This window comes from Streptomyces sp. NBC_00335 (genome assembly GCF_036127095.1).
In the GTDB taxonomy this organism is placed as follows: domain Bacteria; phylum Actinomycetota; class Actinomycetes; order Streptomycetales; family Streptomycetaceae; genus Streptomyces.
Window position 1 is genome coordinate 85792 of record NZ_CP108006.1, and the last position, 20470, is coordinate 106261.

17 protein-coding genes and 1 pseudogene are annotated in these 20470 nt (G+C 70.3%); 9 read left to right on the forward strand and 9 right to left on the reverse strand.

What is annotated here, in order from left to right; genetic code table 11:
- Positions 1-30: 30 nt before the first annotated feature.
- Both OHA37_RS00440 and OHA37_RS00445 read right to left on the reverse strand, forming a co-directional pair.
- On the reverse strand, positions 31-681 hold the full coding sequence (locus OHA37_RS00440; RefSeq protein ID WP_266914798.1) for an acetoacetate decarboxylase family protein: 651 nt from the start codon (positions 679-681) through the stop codon (positions 31-33).
- On the reverse strand, positions 662-2536 hold the full coding sequence (locus tag OHA37_RS00445; protein ID WP_323182433.1) for a GMC family oxidoreductase: 1875 nt from the start codon (positions 2534-2536) through the stop codon (positions 662-664). The genes OHA37_RS00440 and OHA37_RS00445 overlap by 20 nt, the downstream gene beginning before the upstream one ends.
- Positions 2537-2805: 269 nt before the next feature.
- Here OHA37_RS00445 and OHA37_RS00450 point away from each other — a divergent pair, with 269 nt between their 5' ends.
- Positions 2806-4173 carry an NAD(P)-binding domain-containing protein gene (locus OHA37_RS00450; protein WP_266914800.1) on the forward strand — a complete coding sequence of 456 codons (1368 nt, stop codon included), beginning with the start codon at positions 2806-2808 and terminating at the stop codon, positions 4171-4173.
- 55 nt (positions 4174-4228) lie between these two features.
- Positions 4229-4972, forward strand: coding sequence for a maleate cis-trans isomerase family protein (locus tag OHA37_RS00455; RefSeq protein ID WP_266914802.1), 744 nt, complete (start codon positions 4229-4231; stop codon positions 4970-4972).
- Positions 4973-5815: 843 nt separating this feature from the next.
- On the opposite strand, the gene OHA37_RS00460 is transcribed toward OHA37_RS00455, so the two are convergent.
- Positions 5816-6250 (reverse strand): hypothetical protein, encoded by a 435-nt coding sequence (locus OHA37_RS00460; RefSeq protein ID WP_266914804.1) that lies wholly within the window; start codon positions 6248-6250, stop codon positions 5816-5818.
- Between the two features lie 377 nt (positions 6251-6627).
- On the opposite strand from OHA37_RS00460, the gene OHA37_RS00465 reads away from it, so the two are divergent.
- Entirely contained in the window at positions 6628-7782 is a 1155-nt protein-coding gene (locus OHA37_RS00465) for a HEAT repeat domain-containing protein (RefSeq protein ID WP_266914806.1), read from the forward strand.
- A gap of 446 nt (positions 7783-8228) precedes the next feature.
- On the opposite strand, the gene OHA37_RS00470 is transcribed toward OHA37_RS00465, so the two are convergent.
- Positions 8229-10187 (reverse strand): SpoIIE family protein phosphatase, encoded by a 1959-nt coding sequence (locus tag OHA37_RS00470; protein ID WP_266914808.1) that lies wholly within the window; start codon positions 10185-10187, stop codon positions 8229-8231.
- Positions 10188-11533: 1346 nt separating this feature from the next.
- Here OHA37_RS00470 and OHA37_RS00475 point away from each other — a divergent pair.
- The 4 genes from OHA37_RS00475 (at position 11534) to OHA37_RS00490 (ending at position 15213) form a co-directional block, all read left to right on the forward strand.
- Positions 11534-12571: a helix-turn-helix transcriptional regulator gene (locus OHA37_RS00475; protein ID WP_266914810.1), complete on the forward strand. Its 1038-nt coding sequence runs from the start codon at positions 11534-11536 to the stop codon at positions 12569-12571.
- Positions 12572-12950: 379 nt separating this feature from the next.
- Positions 12951-13157: a cold shock domain-containing protein gene (locus tag OHA37_RS00480; protein ID WP_266914812.1), complete on the forward strand. Its 207-nt coding sequence runs from the start codon at positions 12951-12953 to the stop codon at positions 13155-13157.
- A gap of 466 nt (positions 13158-13623) precedes the next feature.
- Positions 13624-14256 carry a sortase domain-containing protein gene (locus OHA37_RS00485; protein WP_266914814.1) on the forward strand — a complete coding sequence of 211 codons (633 nt, stop codon included), beginning with the start codon at positions 13624-13626 and terminating at the stop codon, positions 14254-14256.
- 222 nt (positions 14257-14478) lie between these two features.
- Complete coding sequence (locus OHA37_RS00490; RefSeq protein ID WP_266914816.1) at positions 14479-15213, forward strand: class E sortase; 735 nt, start codon at positions 14479-14481, stop codon at positions 15211-15213.
- Positions 15214-15280: 67 nt separating this feature from the next.
- Here the strand turns inward: OHA37_RS00490 and OHA37_RS00495 are convergent, their stop codons facing one another.
- The 3 genes from OHA37_RS00495 to OHA37_RS00505 form a co-directional block, all read right to left on the reverse strand.
- Positions 15281-15529, reverse strand: a complete 249-nt coding sequence (locus OHA37_RS00495) for a hypothetical protein (RefSeq protein ID WP_266914818.1) — start codon at positions 15527-15529, stop codon at positions 15281-15283.
- A 332-nt stretch (positions 15530-15861) separates the two neighbouring features.
- Positions 15862-16176 carry a hypothetical protein gene (locus tag OHA37_RS00500; protein WP_266914820.1) on the reverse strand — a complete coding sequence of 105 codons (315 nt, stop codon included), beginning with the start codon at positions 16174-16176 and terminating at the stop codon, positions 15862-15864.
- 437 nt (positions 16177-16613) lie between these two features.
- The gene (locus OHA37_RS00505) at positions 16614-17045 is read right to left on the reverse strand and encodes a GNAT family N-acetyltransferase (RefSeq protein WP_266914822.1); all 432 of its coding nucleotides are present in this window, start codon (positions 17043-17045) and stop codon (positions 16614-16616) included.
- A 187-nt stretch (positions 17046-17232) separates the two neighbouring features.
- Here OHA37_RS00505 and OHA37_RS00510 point away from each other — a divergent pair, with 187 nt between their 5' ends.
- Complete coding sequence (locus OHA37_RS00510) at positions 17233-18570, forward strand: lipase family protein (protein WP_266914824.1); 1338 nt, start codon at positions 17233-17235, stop codon at positions 18568-18570.
- A gap of 142 nt (positions 18571-18712) precedes the next feature.
- Here OHA37_RS00510 and OHA37_RS00515 read toward each other — a convergent pair whose 3' ends face one another.
- Positions 18713-19036 (reverse strand): hypothetical protein, encoded by a 324-nt coding sequence (locus tag OHA37_RS00515; RefSeq protein WP_266914826.1) that lies wholly within the window; start codon positions 19034-19036, stop codon positions 18713-18715.
- 122 nt (positions 19037-19158) lie between these two features.
- Entirely contained in the window at positions 19159-19833 is a 675-nt protein-coding gene (locus OHA37_RS00520) for a hypothetical protein (protein WP_266914828.1), read from the reverse strand.
- Positions 19834-20041: 208 nt separating this feature from the next.
- Here OHA37_RS00520 and OHA37_RS00525 point away from each other — a divergent pair.
- Positions 20042-20420 (forward strand): annotated as a pseudogene (locus OHA37_RS00525) (transposase); the annotation flags it as partial.
- Between the last annotated feature and the right edge of the window lie 50 nt (positions 20421-20470).

Sequence of the window (20470 nt, forward strand, 5' to 3'; positions counted from 1 at the left end):
AGAAGGGCCGCCGGGGCCCTCGTAGGGGTCTCAGGCCTTGGGGGTTGACGTTTCCCGGGCGGCGCTGCCGAAGGTGAGGCCGAAGTCGTGCAGGGTCAGGCTGAACAGTGGCGGCCCGTCGACCGGGAGCCTGAGCGTGCCGCGGGGCGGGATCCGCCAGGTGGCCCGGGCCAGGCCGACAGCGCTGCGGCTGCGCACGCGGCTGGTCTTCAGGCGTCCGTCGAGTTGCTGGGCGAGGCGGTAGGACACCGGCCAGCGTCCCGGCAGCCTGGTTGCGGGCCGGAAGGACGCGGAGCACAGGGTGGCGCCCCCGGTCCGGGCCGTGGCCTCGATGCCCCCGCGGCCCTCGCCGCGGATGAGGTCGAAGTCGGCCAACTCCTTCGGGATACCCCAGAGTTCACGGCCTCCGGCCATGGACGGCGGGCTGTCCACCCAGATGTCGGTGATGGTGACCCGGGGCCGCAGGCCGTCGCGGACCAGCACGGCGGAGAGGAGCTCGTTGTAGTGCAGGACGCTGTCGTTCTCGTAGACGACCCAGGCCGCGCCCATGAGGGCCCGGCCCGCGAGGGTCACGGGCCGGACACCGTACGGCAGCGGTGGCAGCGACCGGCGCGGTACGAGCCACAGGGAGAGGTGCATCTGCCCCGCGAGGTGCCAGGGCTCAGGCGGGTACGTCGGCATCGGGGTCCTGCCCTTCGGGCGATCGGGGCCCGAACCGCAGCGCGGCGGGGGCGTGTGCGGGGACGGCGGGGCGGCGCGGCGGTACGGGATCCACCCCGCGGTAGGGCGCGCCGGGCCGGGGTCGGGGGTCGGGGTCGCCGCTGTTGGGCCACAGGGCGGTCGCGCGTTCGGCGAGTGCGGTGATGGTCAGGGAGGGGTTGACTCCGAGGTTGGCGGAGATGGTGGAGCCGTCGACGATGTGGAGTCCGGGGTGCCCGTGGACCCGGTGGTAGGGATCGACGACTCCGTGCGCGGGGTCGGCGGCGACGGTGCACCCGCCGATGAGGTGGCCGGTGGTGGGAATGTCGAACAGGTCTCCCCAGGTTCCGCACGCCAGGGCGTCGTTCTGCCGTGCGGCGGTGCGGGCGAGGCGGTGACCGGCCGGTATCCAGGTGGGGTTGGGGGCGCCTTCGCCGGGCTCGCTCGTCAGGCGCGGCCCCAGCAGGCCTCGGCGCAGCCGGGTGGTGAGGGAGTTGTCGGCCGACTGCATGACCAGCAGGACCACCGATTGCTTGGCCCAGTTCCGCGGGCGGTGCAGTGCGAGCAGGCTGCGGGCGTTCGCGGCCATCGCGGCGAGGCCGGCCAGGAGCCGTGGACGGCCGGGGACCGGGTCCGTGAGGATCGCGCCGAGCAGGGCGAGGAGATTGCTGCCGGGCCCGTACCGGACGGGCTCCACGTGGGTGGCGTCGTCGAGGTGCACGGAGGACGTGATGGCCACGCCCTGGGTGAAGTCGGCGCCGGGATCCTTGGAGCGTACGGCGAGGATCGCCTCGGAGTTCGTCCGCGTCAGGTGTCCCAGGCGCGGTGAGAGGCCGGGCAGGGTGCCGGCGGCGCGGAGCCGGTGGAGCAGGCGCTGCGTGCCGAGGGCTCCGGCGGCGAAGACGACGTGCCGCGCGGTGGTGGTGCGCGGGTCGGGGCGCAGGGTGCGTCCGGTGCGGACGGAGGTGACGGTCCAGCCCGCACCGGCGCCGTCGGCGGTGTTCGGGCGGGCATCGGCGTTCGGGCCGGCATCGGTGTTCGGGCGGCCGTCGGTGTTCGGGCGGGCATCGGCGTTCGGGCGGACCTCGGTGACGGTACGGTCGGCGACGACCCTCGCACCGGCCGCTTCGGCCAGTCCGAGATAGTTCTTGGGCAGGGTGTTCTTGGCGTTGTGCCGGCACCCGGTCATGCACGCCCCGCAGTGCAGGCAGCCGGCACGGGCGGGACCGGCGCCACCGAAGTAGGGGTCGGGAAAGGTCGTTCCGGATGCGGTGCCGGGCTTCCCGAAGTGCACGCCCACGGGGGTGGGCCGGAAGGTGTCCTCGCGGCCCATCTCCCGGGCGGCCTCCTTCAGCACCCGGTCGGACGGGGTGAAGCGGGGGTTCGGCGTGACCCCGAGCATGCGCCGGGCCTGGTCGTAATAGGGGGCCAGCTCGGTGCGCCAGTCGGTGAGGGATGCCCAGTGGGTGCCCTCGTAGAACGGCGGGGGTGGATCGTAGAGGGTGTTCGCATAGCCGAGGGATCCCCCGCCGACGCCCGCACCGGTCAGTACGAGCACCCTGCCCAGGAGGGTCATCCGCAGGATTCCACGGCAGCCGAGGCGCGGGGCGAAGAGGTAGTCGCGCACCCGCCAGGAGGTCCGGGGGAAGTCCTCGTCGGCGAAGCGACGGCCGGCTTCGAGGACGGCGACGCGGTATCCCTTCTCGGTCAGGCGCAGGGCGGTGACGCTGCCCCCGAAGCCGGACCCGATGACGAGCACGTCGACGTCGTCGGGTGGCAGGGACCCTTGGGCAGCAGCCCCCGGTGGAACGTCCTGGGGTGGCGAAGAGGTTGGCATCACGGCTCCCGCACGGCGACAGACCGGACGGTCACACCTGGCTGGCGGGCATCGACCCGCGGCGTGACCGGGCGGTCATGTGACCGCCCGGTCATAGTGAGTGGCACCTGGACCCGTGTCAATGAATCCGGCAGCACCAGCGGCGGCGAATCCATTCGCCAACTGAGCTCTCGTGCAAGCTGGTTGACAATGCGCGGACCGGCCAGCAGCCTGTGACCACCCGGTCACATGACCGGGTGGTCACAGCGGGTGGTCGCAGCGGAGGTCCGATGGAACGTGTCTGTGTGATCGGGGCCGGCTCGTCCGGCATAGCCGCCTGCCAGGTGCTCACCGAGCGGGGCATCCCCTACGACTGCTACGAGAGCGGCTCCGAGGTCGGCGGCAACTGGCGTTACCAGAACGACAACGGCATGTCCTCGGCCTACCGGTCCCTGCACATCAACACGTCCCGCCAGGTGATGGAGTACGCCTGCTTCCCCATGTCGGACGCCTATCCGGTCTACCCGAGCCACTTCCACATCGCCCGCTACTTCGACGCGTTCGTCGACCACTTCGGCCTGCGGCCTTCGATCGCGTTCCGCACCGAGGTGACGGACGTCGCCGGGACCCCCGACGGCCGGTGGGCCGTCACGGCCCGCGGACGCGATGACGGCGTCACCACCAGCCGCGTCTACGATGCCGTCCTCGTCGCCAACGGCCACCACTGGAAGCCCCGCATGCCGCGACCGGAGCTGCCCGGAACGGGCACCTTCACCGGCACCCAGACCCACTCGCACCACTACCGCACGCCCGAACCCTTCGCCGGCGCACGGGTCCTGGTCCTGGGCATCGGCAATTCGGCGTGCGACATCGCCGTCGAGACCTCCCGCGCCTCCGCCCGCACCTTCCTGGCGATGCGCCGCGGCGCGCACATCCTGCCCAAGTACCTCTTCGGAACCCCTACGGACCACCTCACCGGGTCGTGGCTCGCCCGGGCGCCCCTGGCAGTTCAAGCCCGCGGCCTGGATCTGCTCCTGCGGCTCAGCCGCGGCCGGCTGTCCGACTACGGCTTGCCCGAGCCGCGCCACGGGGTACTCGGCGCCCACCCCACCATCTCCGACGACCTCCTCTCGCGCCTGGGTCACGGCGACATCACCGTCACGCCGATGGTCGAAGCGCTCGACGAGGGGCACGCCGTCTTCGAGGACGGCAGCCGGGAGGAGATCGACGCCATCGTCTACTGCACGGGCTACGACATCGAGTTCCCCTTCCTGCCGAAGGAGCTGATCGACCCGGCCGACAACGCGGTGAACCTCTACCGCCGGGTCGTCTCCCCCGACCACCGCGGCCTGTACTTCATCGGCCTCGTCCAGCCGCTCGGCGCGATCATGCCCCTGGCGGAAGCACAGTCCCACTGGGTGGCCGACCTGCTCCAAGGCCGCTGCGTCCTGCCCTCGTACGGCCTGATGCATCGCGAGATCACCGACTACCACGCCCGCACGGCACGGCGGTACGTCACGTCCAGCCGCCACACCATCCAGGTCGACGCCCAGAGATACCTCAAGGAATTGCGCGACGAGCGGGTCCGCTCGACGCCCCGCGCAGCCAGAACCCGGCGACGCCTGGCAGCGGTTGACGGTCGGGTGACGCCGCTCTAGGTTTGCGGAACACTGTTTCACAGAACGGAACGAGCCTGCGGACTGGAGTATCCGAATGACCAACGCCGTGGGACCACGGGCCGTATTCGGGGTCATCGTGCCGAGTACGAACACCGTGGTGGAGCACGACTACTGGGGCGCACGGGTCCCCGGCATCGCCTTCCGGGCCGGGTCCATGCACATCCCGCACCCGGCCATGGACAACGACCGCGACTTCGAGGCCCTCCTCCTCCAGATCAGAGCCTCCATCGACGTCGCGGTTCGCGACGTCCTGACCGCGGAGCCGGACCGGATGGTCATGGGGATGTCCGCGGAAACGTTCTGGGGCGGGGTCGCCGGCAATGCCGATTTCGAACGCCGCCTGCGCGAACGCACCGGCCTGCCGGTCACGACCGGCGCCACTTCCTGCCGCGCCGCCCTTCGTACGCTGGGATGCCGGCGCATCGCGGTGTTCTCCCCCTACCAGCCGATCGCCGACCGCGAGGTGCACCGCTTCTTCACGGAAGCCGGTTTCGACGTGGCGGCCGTATCGGGACTGCGCTGCTCGACCGCCATGGACATCGCCCGGGTGGGACCGCAACGCATCTTGGAGATGGTCAGCGAACTGGACGACCCCTCCGTCGAGGCGATCGTGCAGGTCGGAACGAACCTCTCTTTCGTCTCCCAGGCCGACACCCTCGAATCCGAGCTAGGCAAACCCGTCGTCGCCATCAACGCGGCGACGCTTTGGCACGCACTGCGCGAGCACGGTTTCGACGACCGGATCACGGGCGCGGGTCGCCTGCTGAGGGAACACTGACGGGCACGGCAGACCTGATTCCCCGTCCCCAGGCTGGGGCAGTACCGGCCGCTCACCTCGTCCGGGCGCCACCCGATGCCCGGGCCTTGGCGTACAGGGCCGGCTAGGACTTGTCCGGCCGATCACGGCGCCGACTGTTGAGGCATGGCGGGGGGCTGCAGCTCGTCGAGGGCATGGAGCCGTGGAAGACCGTCTGTGAACGCTCCACCGGCGTCCGTGAGCATCAGCATGCCGCCGGCGCCCGCACCGTCCCCCTTCGGCCCCGGAATCAAAGGGGGCCGCAAGGATGGAACACCAGGCCGAGACGCCGTGGCAGAGTCCCGTCGCCCGCCTGGGGAGGTGGTGCCGGAGGTGAGGGTCTGGGCCGCTCGCGGGGCGGGTTCACCGGCAAGCTCCACCTGAGGGCGGACGGCCGCTGCCGTCCGCTGTCTCTGGTCGTCACTCCAGGTCAGTGAGCGAACTGCACCCAGTTCAAGGCGGTCCCGGATAAGACCCGAATGCCCAGACCGGGCCTGGGACGACCACGCAAGAAGCCAGACAGCCTTGCGGCCGACAGGGCCTACGGCAACGGCCGCGTCCGCGTCCGCGAGTACCTGCGGCGGCGGGCAATCCGCCACACGATCCCGGGGAAGACCGACAGTCAGGTAGCCCACCTGCGCAAAGGCTCACGCGGTGGACGGCCGCCCGGCTTCGGCGAGGACCGCTATAAGCAGCGCAACACCTTCGAGCGGGCGATCAACCGCCTGACACAGTCCCGAGCGGTCGCGACTCGATACGACAAGCGCGGCTACGTCTTCCTCGCCACCGCCGCGGCCATCGCGATCCGGCTCCGAACGCGCGCTCCTACGCGACCCAGCAGTAGACGCTGTGGTTCTGGCGCCTGGCGCTGCTGACGAGAGCAGCCAGATCACCCACGATCGCGTCGGCGATCTCAGCGTCGATCACCTCGCCGTCCTCCGCACGCAGCTGAGTCCACGAGGCGGCGACGTCACTCAACCGGGAGTGCGTGGCGTCCGCGAGCGCAGTGGACAGACGAGGCGAGATGGCGAAGACGACGCATCCGCCGGTGTCCTGGCCGGCCACGATGCGAGGCTCACCAGCCTCGACGAGTTCTTCGAAGCTGCCGCCGGCCAGAAGGCACTCCCACTCGACGACGGCCTCTTCGGAATCGAAGTTACCGAAGGAGAGCGACTCGAATGCCCGCCCCGGCCCGGTCTGGAGGGCCAGGCTCGCTGACGTGTCGTCCGGCGCGGCGAAGAACTTCACGATGATGCTCACCTGGGCATCATGCCAGCCGGTCCGCGTCCATGATCGCCCGGACAAGTTCGGCATTGAGTCCACACTTCGTGCTCGACGGAGTTCACTCAGCCGATGCGGAGAGACTTCGGATTGTTCCAGACCGAGGTCAAAGCGTGCGACGCGGCGGCGGCCGGGCACGACCTCGACGAGACCTTCCACGTCTTCCCCCGGAGTTTGCCTCAGCCTGCGCTGGGTCTACGTGTTGATGATCCAGGAGTACGCCCCGGGAGGACGCTGACCGTTGATGGTGCTCGTGACAAAAAGCTGCCGGAGTAAAGCCGAGATGATCTGGCACCCCGCCCGACCGCGAGGAAAACCCGTTGGCTATCGGTGTTCCCTGCTGGAACGATCCTGAGATGACCGACCACCGTGACGCCGTCATCTGCCTGTGGGGTCGCCAGCTCTACGAGCGCCAGGGCGAGCCGCTCGCCTGGGCGGAGGCGGTCCTGGAGGCCACCGGTCGCCCGCCGACCGCCGTCACCGCGGCGATGTCCGGCCGATTCGACGCCCTCGCTGATTCCCCATCGGACCGCGCATGGCTGCTGTTCCGTACGGTCGCCAAGCTGGCCGCGAACCTGCGGGGCGACGGCCACTACGACGCGGACGTCGGCACCCGAATCGGCCCGTTGGCCCTGTGGTTGGGCGAGCTCGAACCGCCGCTCGCCGGCCCGCTCGGGGACGCACTCGGCCACCCACCGGACGGGCCGACATCCCTCGTCACCGTCCACGCCGCCGACTTGAGCAGGAACCGCACGATCCGGCTGCGGGCGATCGACGCCCTGCTGGAGTGGGCCGAGCTCGACCATCCGCAGGCCCGGGCGACCCTGTCCGAGGTCGCCTCCGACCACCGGACGCAGGATGTCACCGTCTGGACCAAGGCACTCAACCGGATCGCCCTGTTCGGCGACGCGAGCGTCGAACCGGGCCTTCTGCGCGCGCTCGCCGACACCGGGCACCGCGGGGTGCGGTGGTCGGCGCTCGCCTGTGCCGAACTCGGCTTCCGCCGGGCCGTTCCGCTGATCACAGCCCTGCTGGAGCATCCCGATCCGATGGTCCGCGAGGGTGCCTGCGAGGCGCTCGGCCTCCTTGAGGAACACACCGCCGTACCCGCCCTGACAGCCCGCCTGAACGACGAGACCCGCTGGGTACGCAGCAGGGCCGCCCTGGCGCTCGGCCAAATCGGCGGCGACCGGGCACTCGCTGCGCTCTGGCAGGCCATGATGGAACGCCGGAACCCGAAGGCCAGTCATCTCGCCTCAGCGATCGCTGCCTTCGGCCCGCCAGTGGTGCACGACCTGATCGCCCTCACCGCCGATCCCGACCCGGACCTCCGAGCACTGGCCTGCCGCGCTCTCGGCTCCACCGCCGACGACCGGGCCCTGCCGGCACTGGAGCACCTCGCCGCCCACGACCTCGCCAGAACCACCCTCGGCGGCCTCGTGGCAACCGCCGCCAAGCAGGGACTGCGGACCGCGCACCGCATTCGCGCGCGCACCGCGTCTGACGTGTGATTTGGGGACGACTCCGACAGCTTCACCCCGGCCGGTATCCCCACCGCGCCCCTCTCACCGGCCTTGTACCCCGCCGCTTCCTTCGGGGAGGAGGTGACCGACACGATAGGGGCCTCCGCCTTGTCGGACGGGGACGAGGTCGGCAAGGGCACCGGCTTGTTGGCGTTGACGGAGAAGGTGGCGGCCGGCGGCGACGGATATGGCTGATATGGCGCAAGCCTTGCGCATGCGGAACCTCCTTGCGTGACCCGGCATCTGCCGCGGCCCACTTGGCATGAGCGCTATCCTGCACAGTCGATTTCGATCCCGACTCCCGAGAATTCCCGCGGCCCCCGGCATGCCGGAAAAGACCTTGCCCCTCCGAACGGGATTCTCGGGAAATCCAAGAGTTGATAGGTGCGCGTATTTCAGAGACCCGCGCACCGGCATTCATTCATTCCGTCGGGCTACGGAAGCGCGTGGACGCGGAAGGCGATCATGGCCGTGTCGTCGCGGTGGTCGGAGACCTCTTGGAGCCGGCGCAGCAGTGCGGCCAGTGGTTCGTCGCGGTGCCGGGAGGCCGCGTGGGCGAGCCGGTTCTGGCCGTCGGTGAGGGGGGCGGTGGGGGTTTCGACGAGGCCGTCGGTGTACAGCAGGAGGGTGTCGCCCGGGGTCAGGTCGTGGGTGTGGGTGGTGCGGGGGACCTTTGGGTCGACGCACAGGGGCGGGTCTTCGCCGGTGCCGGTGAGGAAGGCGGGGTCTCCGTGGGCGGGGATCAGCAACGGGGGCGGGTGGCCGGCGTTGGACCAGGTCATCGACCACTGTCCTCCGGGGCGGCGGCGCAGGTGGGCGTGGATGGCGGTGGTGAGGGGGGCGGCTTCGAGGCCTTCGGCGACCTCGTCGAGGCGGGCCAGGACGTGCGCGGGGCCGTGGTCCGCTGCCTGTGTGTAGGCCAGGGCGCGGAGCATGCTGCGCATCTGGCCCATGGCGGTGGCCGCGTCGATGTCGTGGCCGGCGACGTCGCCGACGTCCAGGACAAGGGTGTCGTCGGGGAGGGTGAAGGCGTCATACCAGTCCCCGCCGATCTCGTTCACGCAGCTGGCCGGCTGGTAGCAAGCCGCGAGATCCGCGCCGCGCACCGGCGGCGGCTCGGTGAGGTGGGCGCGCTGGAGGCTCAGGGCGGTGCGGCGGGCACGCTGGAGGTCGAGGGCCTTTCGGATGGGCCGGTGGGCGTGGTGGAGGAGTTCGCGCAGCAGGTCGGTCTCGGCGGGGCCGGGCACGGGGGTGTCGCCGTTGCTGCTGGTGGCGGCGTAACCGAGGACGATGTCGTCGACGATCAGGGGGATGAGGGTCAGGCTGGTCGCGCCGGCCGCGGCGAGCCATCGCTCGGTGACCGCCGGAACCAGGCCCGCCGGAATGGGGCCGCCGGCGGGGAAGCGGAGGGTGCGGGGGGTGCGCTGATCGAGGACTTCGCGGATGGCCGGGGAGACCACGACCTGCTGGTTGCGCAGGGCAGGCGGCGCGGGCAGTCCCGGACGGGTCGCGGAAGCCACCCGGCGGGCGGTGACGCGGGCGTGGTCGGGCAGCGGCCACTGGTCGTGGGACAGCAGCAGGATCAGGCAGGCATCGGCCAGTTCGGGGACGACGACGTTGACGACCTCGGCGAACGCCTCGTCGAGGCTGGCTCCCGAGACGGCTGCCACCTGCGCGAGGAGGCGTTCGCGCAGCCGGGCACCCCAGGTGGCCTCGATGTCGGCGGTCGCCGCGATCCACTCGGCGACCCGCCCCTCGCGCATGACGGGGACGCCCCGCGTGCTCATGTGCCGGTAGGAGCCGTCGGCTGTCCGTACGCGGAAGGAGGCCTGGAAGACGCTCGGGGTTCCCTCCTCGGCGGCGCTCTGCCAAGCGCGGAGCAGGCCTTCGCGGTCGCGGGGGTGGATGCGCTCGTACCAGCTCTCGTCAGCACGGGGGTGCCACGGTGTGCCGGTCAGTTGCTCCCAGCCGGAGACGATCTCGTCCATGGCGCCGTCCGGATGCATCACCCACACCATCTGCGTGACGGCCGACACCAGCGCCTCGTAGCGCTGCAGGGCGCGGGTCTCGGCGGTGGTGTCCATCGTGACGACGAGGATCCCCGGACCTGCGGGAGTGGTGACGGGGCTGCAGGAGTAGACGAAGTGCCGGGCCTGGTCGGGGGCCCCGGGGTCGGGCTCGCGGGAGTCGGTGAGCTGACGGGGGCGCCCGGTGGCGCGGACCTCGTCCAGGACGGTGAGGAAATGGGCCGCGTCCGGCTCGGCGAACGCCTCCCGGGCCGGCGCACCCAGACGCCGGGCACCGAGCATCCTGGTGCAGGCGGCGTTGGTGTACAGGAGCTGGTGATGGGGGCCCGCCAGCAGGGCGACCGCCGCGACGGTGTCGTCGAACATCCTCGGGTCCAGGCCCCGCGAGGCACCGCTCACCGAGAGGACATCCAGAGCCGGGCTCGGAGCGGGAACCGTCGCATGGCGCCATCTTCTCGACTGGCACGGCGAGTGCGCGGTAGGCGCGCTTGTCAGGCGCGGCGGCTGCCGAGGGGAGGAGGTATTGGCACCGGAACCTTGGGCCAGGCCGTTGCGGATCACAGCGGCGCCCCTGCCAAGAGTGCCGTCCCCGCAGCCGGGGCGCGCAGACCACGGAAGTCCGCGGGAGTCAGGACCAGGCGGCCCTGTTCGGTGGCCGCTGCTCCGCTCTTGAGAGGTCGGTGCCCCACGTGCCTGCCGTAGGCCGTGCGGACGGTCCTGGCCACGCGCCCCCGGGACCGACGCGGCTCATCGTCGCGGCCAGGTGTACGGGCCTGGAGGAGACATGATCCGGTGACAGCGGCGGCATTCACCATGGCCACGGGGCGAATGAGTCGTCGGCGGGTGGGCGGGGTGTGGTGCGAATTCAACGGGGGTCCTTGCTGTCCGCGACGCCCGGGGGAACGAAAGGCAGGGCGCCGGTGGTGGGCGTGAGAAGGCGGGCTGAGCCCGACACCGGTCAGTTCCGGCCGGCGCGCACCTCGGCCATACGGCCGGTGCCACGGGGTGTCCGCCCACCGTCGGGGTGGTGGAGGCGGGGGTGGTGAAGGCGGGAGTGGCCTGGGGGCCGGGAACCCTGACCAGGGTGGCGCGAAAGCATGGGGACGCCTGCGGCCCTCGTGCCACCAGCACAGATCACCTCGATGGAGTGCGAGGCCGCATCCCGCTGATGCGCGGCGGCCGCCGGCTTGACCGCGGAAGCCGGCGGGGCGACCCCTCCCACCGCGGTGACGCAGAGGACTGCGACGGTGCTGGTGGCGGTCACGGACATGCAGCGCACGGACACGACGGCTCCCTCCAGGTGTGCTGCCCATCGGCGCACCCCGAGGCCACCGCATGGCAATTCAACCCAAAAAGCAGACAAGTACCTCATTTGGGCCTTACGTCCCAACCGTACGGGCCGTCCGCCTCCCGCAGAGAGCCCCTGGGTCACAGCCTGTCCATGGAACGCAGCCCGCAGGACACTCTGCGCACCAGGTGGAACGGCAACATCATTACCGTCAGTCACCGACCACGCGGAGTAGCGGACCCAGCCTCGTCGGGCCCTGCCTCGTCAGGTCCTGCCTCGCCACCCGGCGGCAGGCGCGTACCACCCGCACGTACACCCGCCTGCCGGGTGCCCTTGCTCGCCCGCGCATGCGCCCGCAGGATCGGATCAGCTGAACCCCACCGGCCGGCGCCCGGCGGCAACCGAGCAGCGAGGACCAGCAACCGTGCATCCGTACAACCTGCCCGCCGGCCCACCCGCGGCCGATGCCGACGCAGGCCCGCCCTCCCCCCGGCACCTGACGGCGGACGGGCCCGATCAGGCCGAGGATCTGATGCACCAGGTCTTCGGTCACCAGAACATGACCCTGCGATTCGAACGGCACGAACCGGTCCACATCGACGTCCGCGAACTGGACACCGGCCCGGGACACCTCGCCCGCGTCGAGATGTCATGCGACCTGAACCTCGGCACCTCAGCACTCGGCCTCTACTACACCGGCATCGCCCACCAGGGCATGCTCTCCCTGCACCAGCACGGACAAGAGGCCATCGCCGCCCCCTGCCACGACAGCCCGTACCTGCTACGCCCCCACGCGCACACCACCATCCACCACGCCCCCGGCACGACCTTCTGCGTCCTGGGCATCGACCCGGCCGCCCTCGAAAGCACCCTGGCCGGCCTCTTGGAACACCCCGTCAAACCCCTGCGTACCGACAACACCGCCAACGCCGGGGCCGGCCGAGGCCTGGTCCCCGAACACCTGATGACCCTCCTGGAGGCCGAACTCACCGGCCCCACCGGACTCCTGCACCCAGGCCCCGTCGCCGACCGCCTCTGGGACGCCATCGTCACGGCCCTGCTGTACGGAGCACGCCACCAGTACAGCGAGGAACTACACGCCCCCACCGCCCGGCTCAGCCCCCGCACCCTGACCCGGGCCATCACCGCGATGGAGGCCGATCCCGCGCACCCGTTCACCATCGCCGAGCTCGCCGCCATCGCCGGAGTCGGCCCCCGAGCCCTGCAGAACGCTTTCCGTGAACACCGCGGCACCACACCACTCGCCTACCTGCGCCATCTCCGCCTCAAAGCGGCCCACGCGGAGCTCCTGAACACCGAACCGCCCGCCACCGTCACCGAAGTCGCCACCCACTGGGGCTTCACCCATCCCGGACGCTTCGCCACGCTCTACAAGCAGCACTACGCCCAGACGCCCTCGCAGACCCTGCGCCAACGCCCCAACAACCTCACCCAGCACTGAACCACCGAAGAGGGGCGGAGAGCCGCCGCGGATACGTCCGCCGGTGCGGGCTTCACGGACCGGACCGGGCTACGCGCAGGGCCCGTAGCGATGCCCGACCACTCCCCTGGATGGTTTGGGGTGTATCGGGCAGACGGTGCGGCGATACCAGAAGGGGAAACGATTCACTTCCTGCTGGACAGCATCGTGGCAGGACGGATTCCCGCCCCTGGGCCCCGCCCCGACACGTGCCCTCCCTCGCCGCTCCCCGCTACCAGCCGCACACCGGGCCGGCGGCGCGGCGGGCCGCAGCCCGTCCGCACAGATCCGGCACGGAACGCGGTACATCCCCGCGGCCCACGCCCGGTGGCGTTCTGGACCCTGTGAAAGACGGTGAACTGTGACCCAGCGCTGCACCGGGTTCATCCAGCACTACAACCGCCAGGCCGGCTACGGCTTCCTCATCCCCCTGGGCCACAAGGAACCGCTCTACTTCGAGGAAGCCGACCTCGAAGGCGGGTACAGGGGCCTCTCCGTCGACCAGCAGGTCACCTTCGTCTTCGCGCTCGGAGAAGGACGCTTCGTCGCCAAGGAAATCCGCACCTGACAGCCGGCCGGCGTCCCGGGCCCACCGGGCACCCTGCGGGCCCGGTCCAGCCGGCCGGTAGTCACCCACGATGGGCGCACCGGGCGCCCGTCTCGTGGCCCGATGGGTCGAACAACGGGACCGGGCGGCTCCGCGTCAGACGCCGGAGCTCACTCCGAGCCGCTTGGCGACCTTGGCCACCGAGAAGCCCGCCTGGCCGGACTCGGCGAGGACCTCGAAAGTGGCCTCGATCAGTGCCGCCCGCAGGTCCCCGTGGTGATACGGACGTCTGGCCTCGGGGGGTCTGCGACCGCGGCTCCATGATGATCTCCGGGGACACGGTTCCGCCCGTGGGAACCGGCCTGTTGCGCCTCCTGGCTTCCGCTGTCGGGCGTCACCCTGCCGCACCCGGCCCGTAATGCGACTCTGGAAGGGCCAACCGGGCCTGTTCGACCCCGCGGCGGCCCGGCCGATCAGGGATACCGCCATGCCCCAGCGCGCCTTCCTTGGGTCCCATGCCGTGTCGGCGGTGGTCACCAGCGCCGCCCTCGCCCTCCTCCTGACGACGCCCGGCACGCCCGCGGCGGCGACCGGGCCGGCCGCGGTGCCACTCCCGCAGTCGGCCGTACTGTCGATTCCGGCCATCGGTGTGTCCGGGCTGCCCGTCGTGCCGTACCGCGGAAGCCCCGACGACTCGCCGGGCACTCGAATCCAGGACCGGGGCATGGCCGCCAGCCCGCACGGTCCCGCCGGTGGCGTCGGCCCCGGCGATGTGGGCAACTACATCGTCACTGGACACCGCATCGTGGCGGGCGGGCCGCTGCGGGCGCTGCCGTCCCTGCCGACGGGCGCGTCCGTCGTCGTGACCTCCGGCGGCGTCACGTACGAGTACACGATCACCACGACCCGGACGACCTCCTTCCGCTCCCAGTCCTCCATGGCCGCACAGCGCGCCGCCGTCCCCGGCTTCCCCGGCGCCGCCCCTACCCGCGCGATGATCACCGTGACCACCTGTCTCACGCCCGAGGACGATGCTGCAGGCAATCACTGGCGGGACGCGCAGAACAACCCCGAACACCGCATCGACAAGATCGGCGTCCTCACGGCAACCACGTCCTGACCACCGTCACCACGTCCTGCCCCGTCCACACCGCGCCCCGCTCCGCTCCGCCCCGCCCCGCCCCGCCCCGCCCCGCCCCGTCCCCGGGAGGGCGAAGGTCACAGGGCCAGCCCTTATGAACCTCTTGCTCCGTATGCCACTCTGGCGGGCAAACCGGCTCGCGCCCCTGCCCCGACGACCGCGCCGACCCTGCCGGCCCCGCCGACCAGTACGGAAACGCCCATGCCCCTGCAGTTCCCGTCCCGAGCCGCATCCGCCGCGGCGGCCGGCGCCATGGTCGTCCTGCTGGCGGCCTGCAGCACCACTCAGGCTGCCGCCGGCGCGGCGGCTCCCGCACCGCCGACGACGGTAGCGGCACCCGCTTCGGCACCCGCTTCGGCGCCGGCCGCCGCCACCGCCGCGCGGCCCTCCGCGCCGCCGGTTGCCTCCGTGCAGACCTTGGCCTCCGTCCTGTCCATACCCTCGGTGGGCATCATCGGCCTGCGCGTGATGCCGTACGAGGGCACCACCGACGATGCGCCCGGCACCCGTATCCAGGACAAGGGTCTGGCGGCCAGCCCGTACGGGAAGCGTGGCGGAGTCGGGCCCGGCCAGGCGGGCAACTTCCTGGTCACCGCGCACCGCCTGTCGGCGGGCGGCCCGCTGCGCGCCCTGCCCGCCGTGGCGAAGGGCGACTCGGTGCTCGTGACCGTCGGCGATGTGGTGTACACGTACGAGATCATCGCGAGCCGCAAGACGTCCTTCCGGTCCGAACGCTCGCTCAGCGAGCAGCGCGCCGCGGTCCCCGGAATGCCGGGTGTGGCCCCGACCCAGGCCATGATCACGATCTCGACCTGCGCCACCCCGGAAGACCATGCCGAAGGCAACTTCTGGAGCGACGCCCAGGGCAATCCCGAGCACCGCATCGACAAGATAGGCGTTCTCCGCAAGACGACCGCAGCGCCGCCTGCGGGATAGCCGGATAGCGCCGCCCAACTCTCGCCGGGGCGCGGGCGGGTCCCTGCGCGTGCCCGGGGGGCGTTTTTCACCGGCCGCGCGACCGTGCCCGTACGCCGTCGGGAACTGCGCGGCCTGCGCAGACGCCGACATCACGCAGCAACGTGTCCAAGAGCTCGAAGAGCAGCCGGTCGACAACGGCCATCGTCAGACGGTGTTCGGGCACCTTGGCCAGGCGGAAGGCGTTGTGGACGCCAGTGGGGCTCTTGCCGACCGGCTCGGCCAGCTCCCGGATGCTGTCACTGTGGCTCTGCGACTGGGGTGTGGCATCTGCCAAGCGACCGGTATCGACCGGTATCGAGAAGACCCTCCGTCGGTCGAACGGCTTTGGCACCAGGCCGAGACAAGGCCGATCCGGACATGGCAGCGACCCCGTACGCCCTCAACCACGGGGAGATCGTGGTCGACCGCACCCACGGTTCCCTCCAGTGGGGACACCACCCGTGCGAAGACGATCACTAGCACGGGCGGCCTTCCGGGAGGCTCGTCCCAGAAGGCCGCCTGCCTGCGCGGGCACCCCACGGGTGCTCGCGAGGAGGCGCCGAGCATCGCGAAGAAGGGGTCTCGACCAGTCCGACGTCTCATAGGCAACCGGCCCGACGAGCGCTATCAGAGGCGCGCCAGGACTCGGTGCAGATCGTCTCGGTCGAAGGCATGGCCGGAGGCCAGCAGAGTTCGGGTGTAGGCGTCCAGAGCAGAGATGAGACCTTCCGAAAATCCTGCTACCGCGGGGAGATCCCAGGCACCGGTGAGCAGGTCGTCCAGGCGACTGGGGTCCGCCGGCAGGTGGATGTAGATCTCCCATGCCGGGACACCCTTGAGTCTGGCCCGCTCGGAGCGCGGGAACATCCGGTTTCCCGCTCGCTCCAGCGCCCGCAGCACTGCCAGTTCCGGTGCAGCCGTCGCGTCCAGTGCTGTCGCCATCGCAGTCCGGTCCCTTCGTCCGAGTGCAGCCTCAGCAGCGCCATCCCTCAAGCACTGCCGACCTGGTTGATCCAGGCCTGACGCTAGGCCGCGGGCCGAGGCGGACGGGTGGGTTGCATCGGATTTTGACTCGATCGAGTGGAGGTACGACTCCCCCGGGCCACGCACCCTCGGGCCCCTCCGCGTCCCCACGGGGGAAGCACGGATGAGTGTGCCACCCCGATCTGCGTGACCGTCCCGCAGCCCGCCCTCAAGCCAGGCCGGCCCCTCATCACGGACCTCGCCCGCACGGCATTCTGCGGCTCCAGCGGCATCAGCGCACCGATCGCCGCCCGCCCACGTACGGGACGCCCGGGCCGATCGCGAGTGGGCGGCGGCCACCCCGCTGGCTGACCAACCGGGGCCCGTCCGGCGGATCAGCGCTCAGAGCAGGATGATCAACTCCCTTGCATCAAGCGGTACATGCCGATCGAGTCATGCCCAGCGGTATCGGCAAAGCCGAACTTCTCATAGAGGAAGCGCGCGGGCCCGTCCGCAATCAGCGAGACATAGGCGGTGGCGGGTGCCCGACGCTCCAACTCCTCGGTGAGCGCGGTCATGATGCGCTTGCCGAGGCCGCGTCCCTGGTGGGCGGGGTTCACGCAGATGTCGACGATCTGGAACGCGGTACCGCCGTCACCGATGATTCGCCCCATGCCGATGGGCTCGCCCTCGTGGTGGAGGACGACGCCGTACCACGTGTTGGGCAGGCCGAGGGCGACCGCCTCGGGGGCTTTGTCCGACAGACCGGCATCGGCACGCAGACGGCGGAAGACATCGACGGAGGGCACACCTTCACGCAAGCAGTAAGGGTCATTCACTTGATTCATGGATTACATCCTACGGAGTGCACGCCCAGTCCGGCCATACACGGCTTCACCGGCACATCCCGCAAGCGTTGCGCAGAGCCGTGCCACAGGCCTGTTCAAGCCTTTTACCTGCTGGTAACTTACAGCGCTGTTACCACTGGTAACGCACGCCTGGCCCGGTGATCCACGAGACGAATCCGAGGGAACCATGCACCGCATCGCCATGGGGAAGCTGGCAGCCGCAGTTGCCACCGCTCTGGCCGTCACCGCTGTTCCGGCGGCCGCGGCCGCTCCGTCCGACTCGTCGACGGTCGCAGCGGGCGACTCCTTCTACACCTACGACGGCAGCACGCCCTTGTCCTCGTACGCACCGGGCGCCGTGCTCAAAACGCGGACGCTGAAGTACCACGTCCTCGGCATCCCGACTCCGGTCACGGCGATCCAGCTGCTGTTCCGCACCGTCGACGCGCAGGGCCGCCCGTCCGCCGGGGTCACGTCGATCGTGCGCAGCCCCAACGGAGACGGCAGCAAGGCCGTTTCGTACCAGTCGTTCTACGACTCCCTCAACCCCGCGGACTCCCCCTCCCGGGCCATCGCGGGCGACGTCTCGCTCGGCGGCCTGATCGCGAACGGCGAGTCCCTCCTTCTGGTGCCGCTCCTGCTCTCGGGCTACAACGTGATCATCCCGGACAGTGAGGGCCAGAACGCCGACTTCGCGGCCGGCCCGGAGTACGGAACGAACACGCTGGACTCGATCCGGGCCGCGAGCCAGTCCCCGCAGACGGGCCTGAACTCCAACACCCGCATCGGTCTGGCCGGCTACTCGGGCGGAGCCATCGCCACCCACTGGGCGGCCGCACTCGCGCCGGGCTACGCGCCGGACGTGGACAGAAGGCTGGTCGGATACGCGGAAGGCGGTCTGCTCGTCGATCCGGCGCACAACCTCAAGTACGTCAGCGGCAGTTCCATCTGGGCCGGCGTCGCACCCATGGCCGTCATCGGGGCCGCGCGTTCCTACGACATCGACTTCGCGCCCTACCTCAACGACTACGGTCGACGGGTGTTCAAGGAGCTCGAACACGGGTCGATCATCAACGCGCTGGGCCAGTACCCGGGACTGACCTGGAAGAAGATGGTGAAGCCGGAGTACGCGAACCCGAACTCGGTTCCTCCCTTCGTCGAGGCGGTCAACAAGCTCAACCTCGGCTCGGCCGCCACACCCAGCGCTCCCGGGTTCATCGTCCAGGGCAACGGAGGCTTCCTGGAGGGCACCCTGAGCAACCTCCCGGGCATCGGAACGGGTGACGGGGTCATGGTTGCCGGAGACGTGCGCGCGCTGGTCCGGCAGTACTGCGACAAGGGCAACACCGCGATCAAGTACCAGCAGTACGAGCTGCTCAGCCATGTCGGCGCCGCCGTTCCGTGGGCACCCGCCGCCCTGAGCTGGCTGGGCGACAGGTTCGCGGGCAAGACGCCCCCGTCCGACTGCGGCCGGATCCCCGCGGGCAACTCACTCGCACCGGAAGTACCGACGACAAGGCCCTGACACCAGAGGGCGCAGCCACGGACCCACCTGCCGGAACCCGGTCACTCTCACAGATCACGAGGGTGACCGGCCGGCCGGACCGCTCCGAACAGATGCCGCTCACGCGGTGAGGGCGATCCGTCCCCCGCTGCTGCAGCCTGATCTACCGCGCGGCCTGCAACGCCGCCGCGATCTGGACGACGTCCAGGTCGATGACGACCTCCTCGCCGTCCCACACGCCGCGCGAGGAGATCGCCAGGCCGATGAAAGCCAGCTCGGCGGCATCGTCACGCAGTTCGTACTCTTCGCGGCTCTCCTCGCCGATCCGACCCGGTTCCTCGCGATCCCAGGCAGCGACTGCCGACTCAGCCACGGACCGAGGCAACCGCACGCTGACCCGACTGACCTGGGGATCAAGATGAGCCCCGATCGATGCCAGCACGGTCCGATCCTGCTGATACCTCACATACTGCTCGCCACGTTCCACGAGCCGAGAGTACTCAGGCCCAACCGAGCCCCCGACACCATAGCCGGTGAACGTCTGCGGTCACAGCACTAGGGCCTGCCCGGCGGATCTTTGGCCAGGTCACGGCAGATGTGAGTCGTGTGCTACGTGGTGGGGTCAGCGTTTTCGGGGCACAAGGTGGCATTCACTGTGGGCCGGGTACCGGGGCCCGGCCTCGTGCGCGGGGTTGCCCCACCGGAGTCGTGGCGCTCGGCGAGCAGCTGCTTGCGATGGCGGCGGCGGCGGAAGGCGGTGACGAGGGCGATGACCGCGCCGATGGTGATTCCGAGGATGGGGAGGGAGACGGCCAGTATCAGCCAGCCCGCAAGCGCGAAAAGGCCTCCGGAGTCCCCGATGGCGTACGTGGAGGACGCGTGGGACGAACAGGTGATCTGATAGTCGCCCGTTCGTGGCACGTCGATGGCGTACAGCGGATTCCAGGTCTCCTCCCGGGAGAGGAACACGTCGACTCCCGGATAGGTGAGACTGGGTTCGTCCGGCCCTGTGATGCTGCACTTCGGGTTGGCGGACGGGCCGAGTTCCTCGTCCCTGATCCAGATGGTCGTCTCACTCCCCGGATCGAGCCGGAGGGTGACGATGTCGCCGTTGGCGAACCGATGGTCGGTGTCCACCGCATCGATCGCGTTGTTGAACCGGAAGACACCGATGGCCACGCCCATCACGATCAGCACGAAGGCGACCGCGCCCGCTGTGGCGTACCAGCGACGGCTGGGCCGGAGTTCGTTCGGCGGCATCTGTACTGGTGGGAAGGGCTTCACGGGCACACCCTAGATCGTCATGTCCCGCCGACGAGCCGCCGGGTCCTGCCCGGCCGATCATGTGACTGACTCACCCCTGGCTCGTTGGTCTGGGTATGGGGCGGGATCAGCGTGGTGACTTGTCGGATGCCGAGCGGGAAACGGCTCTGACCGTTCCTGCCGATGGGTCATGGTCGTTGTGGCCGGAGGTGGTGCAGCAAGTGAGGGACTGGGCCGCTCGCGGGGGCGGCTTCACCAGCAAAATCCACCTAAGCGCCGACGGTCGCTGCCGCCCGCTGTCCCTGCTCATCACCGCCGGCCAGCGGAGTGACAGCCCCCAGTTCCGACCGGTGCTGGAGAAGATCCGCGTTCCCCGTCTCGGGCCGGGCAGGCCCCGCAACAAGCCGGACAGCGTCGCCGCTGACAAGGCCTACAGCAACCGGCCGTGCAGGGAGTACCTGCGACGCCGGGGCATCTCGCACACGATGCCGGAGAAGGCCGACAGCCGGGCCGCCCGCCTGCGAAGAGGCGCACAGGGCGGCCGACCACCGGGATTCGACGAGGACCGCTACAAGAAGCGCAACAGCGTCGAACGGGCCATCAACAAGCCGGCCAGCCGCGTCGATCCGCAGTCGAAGGGGGCGGCGCGGGCGAAAGG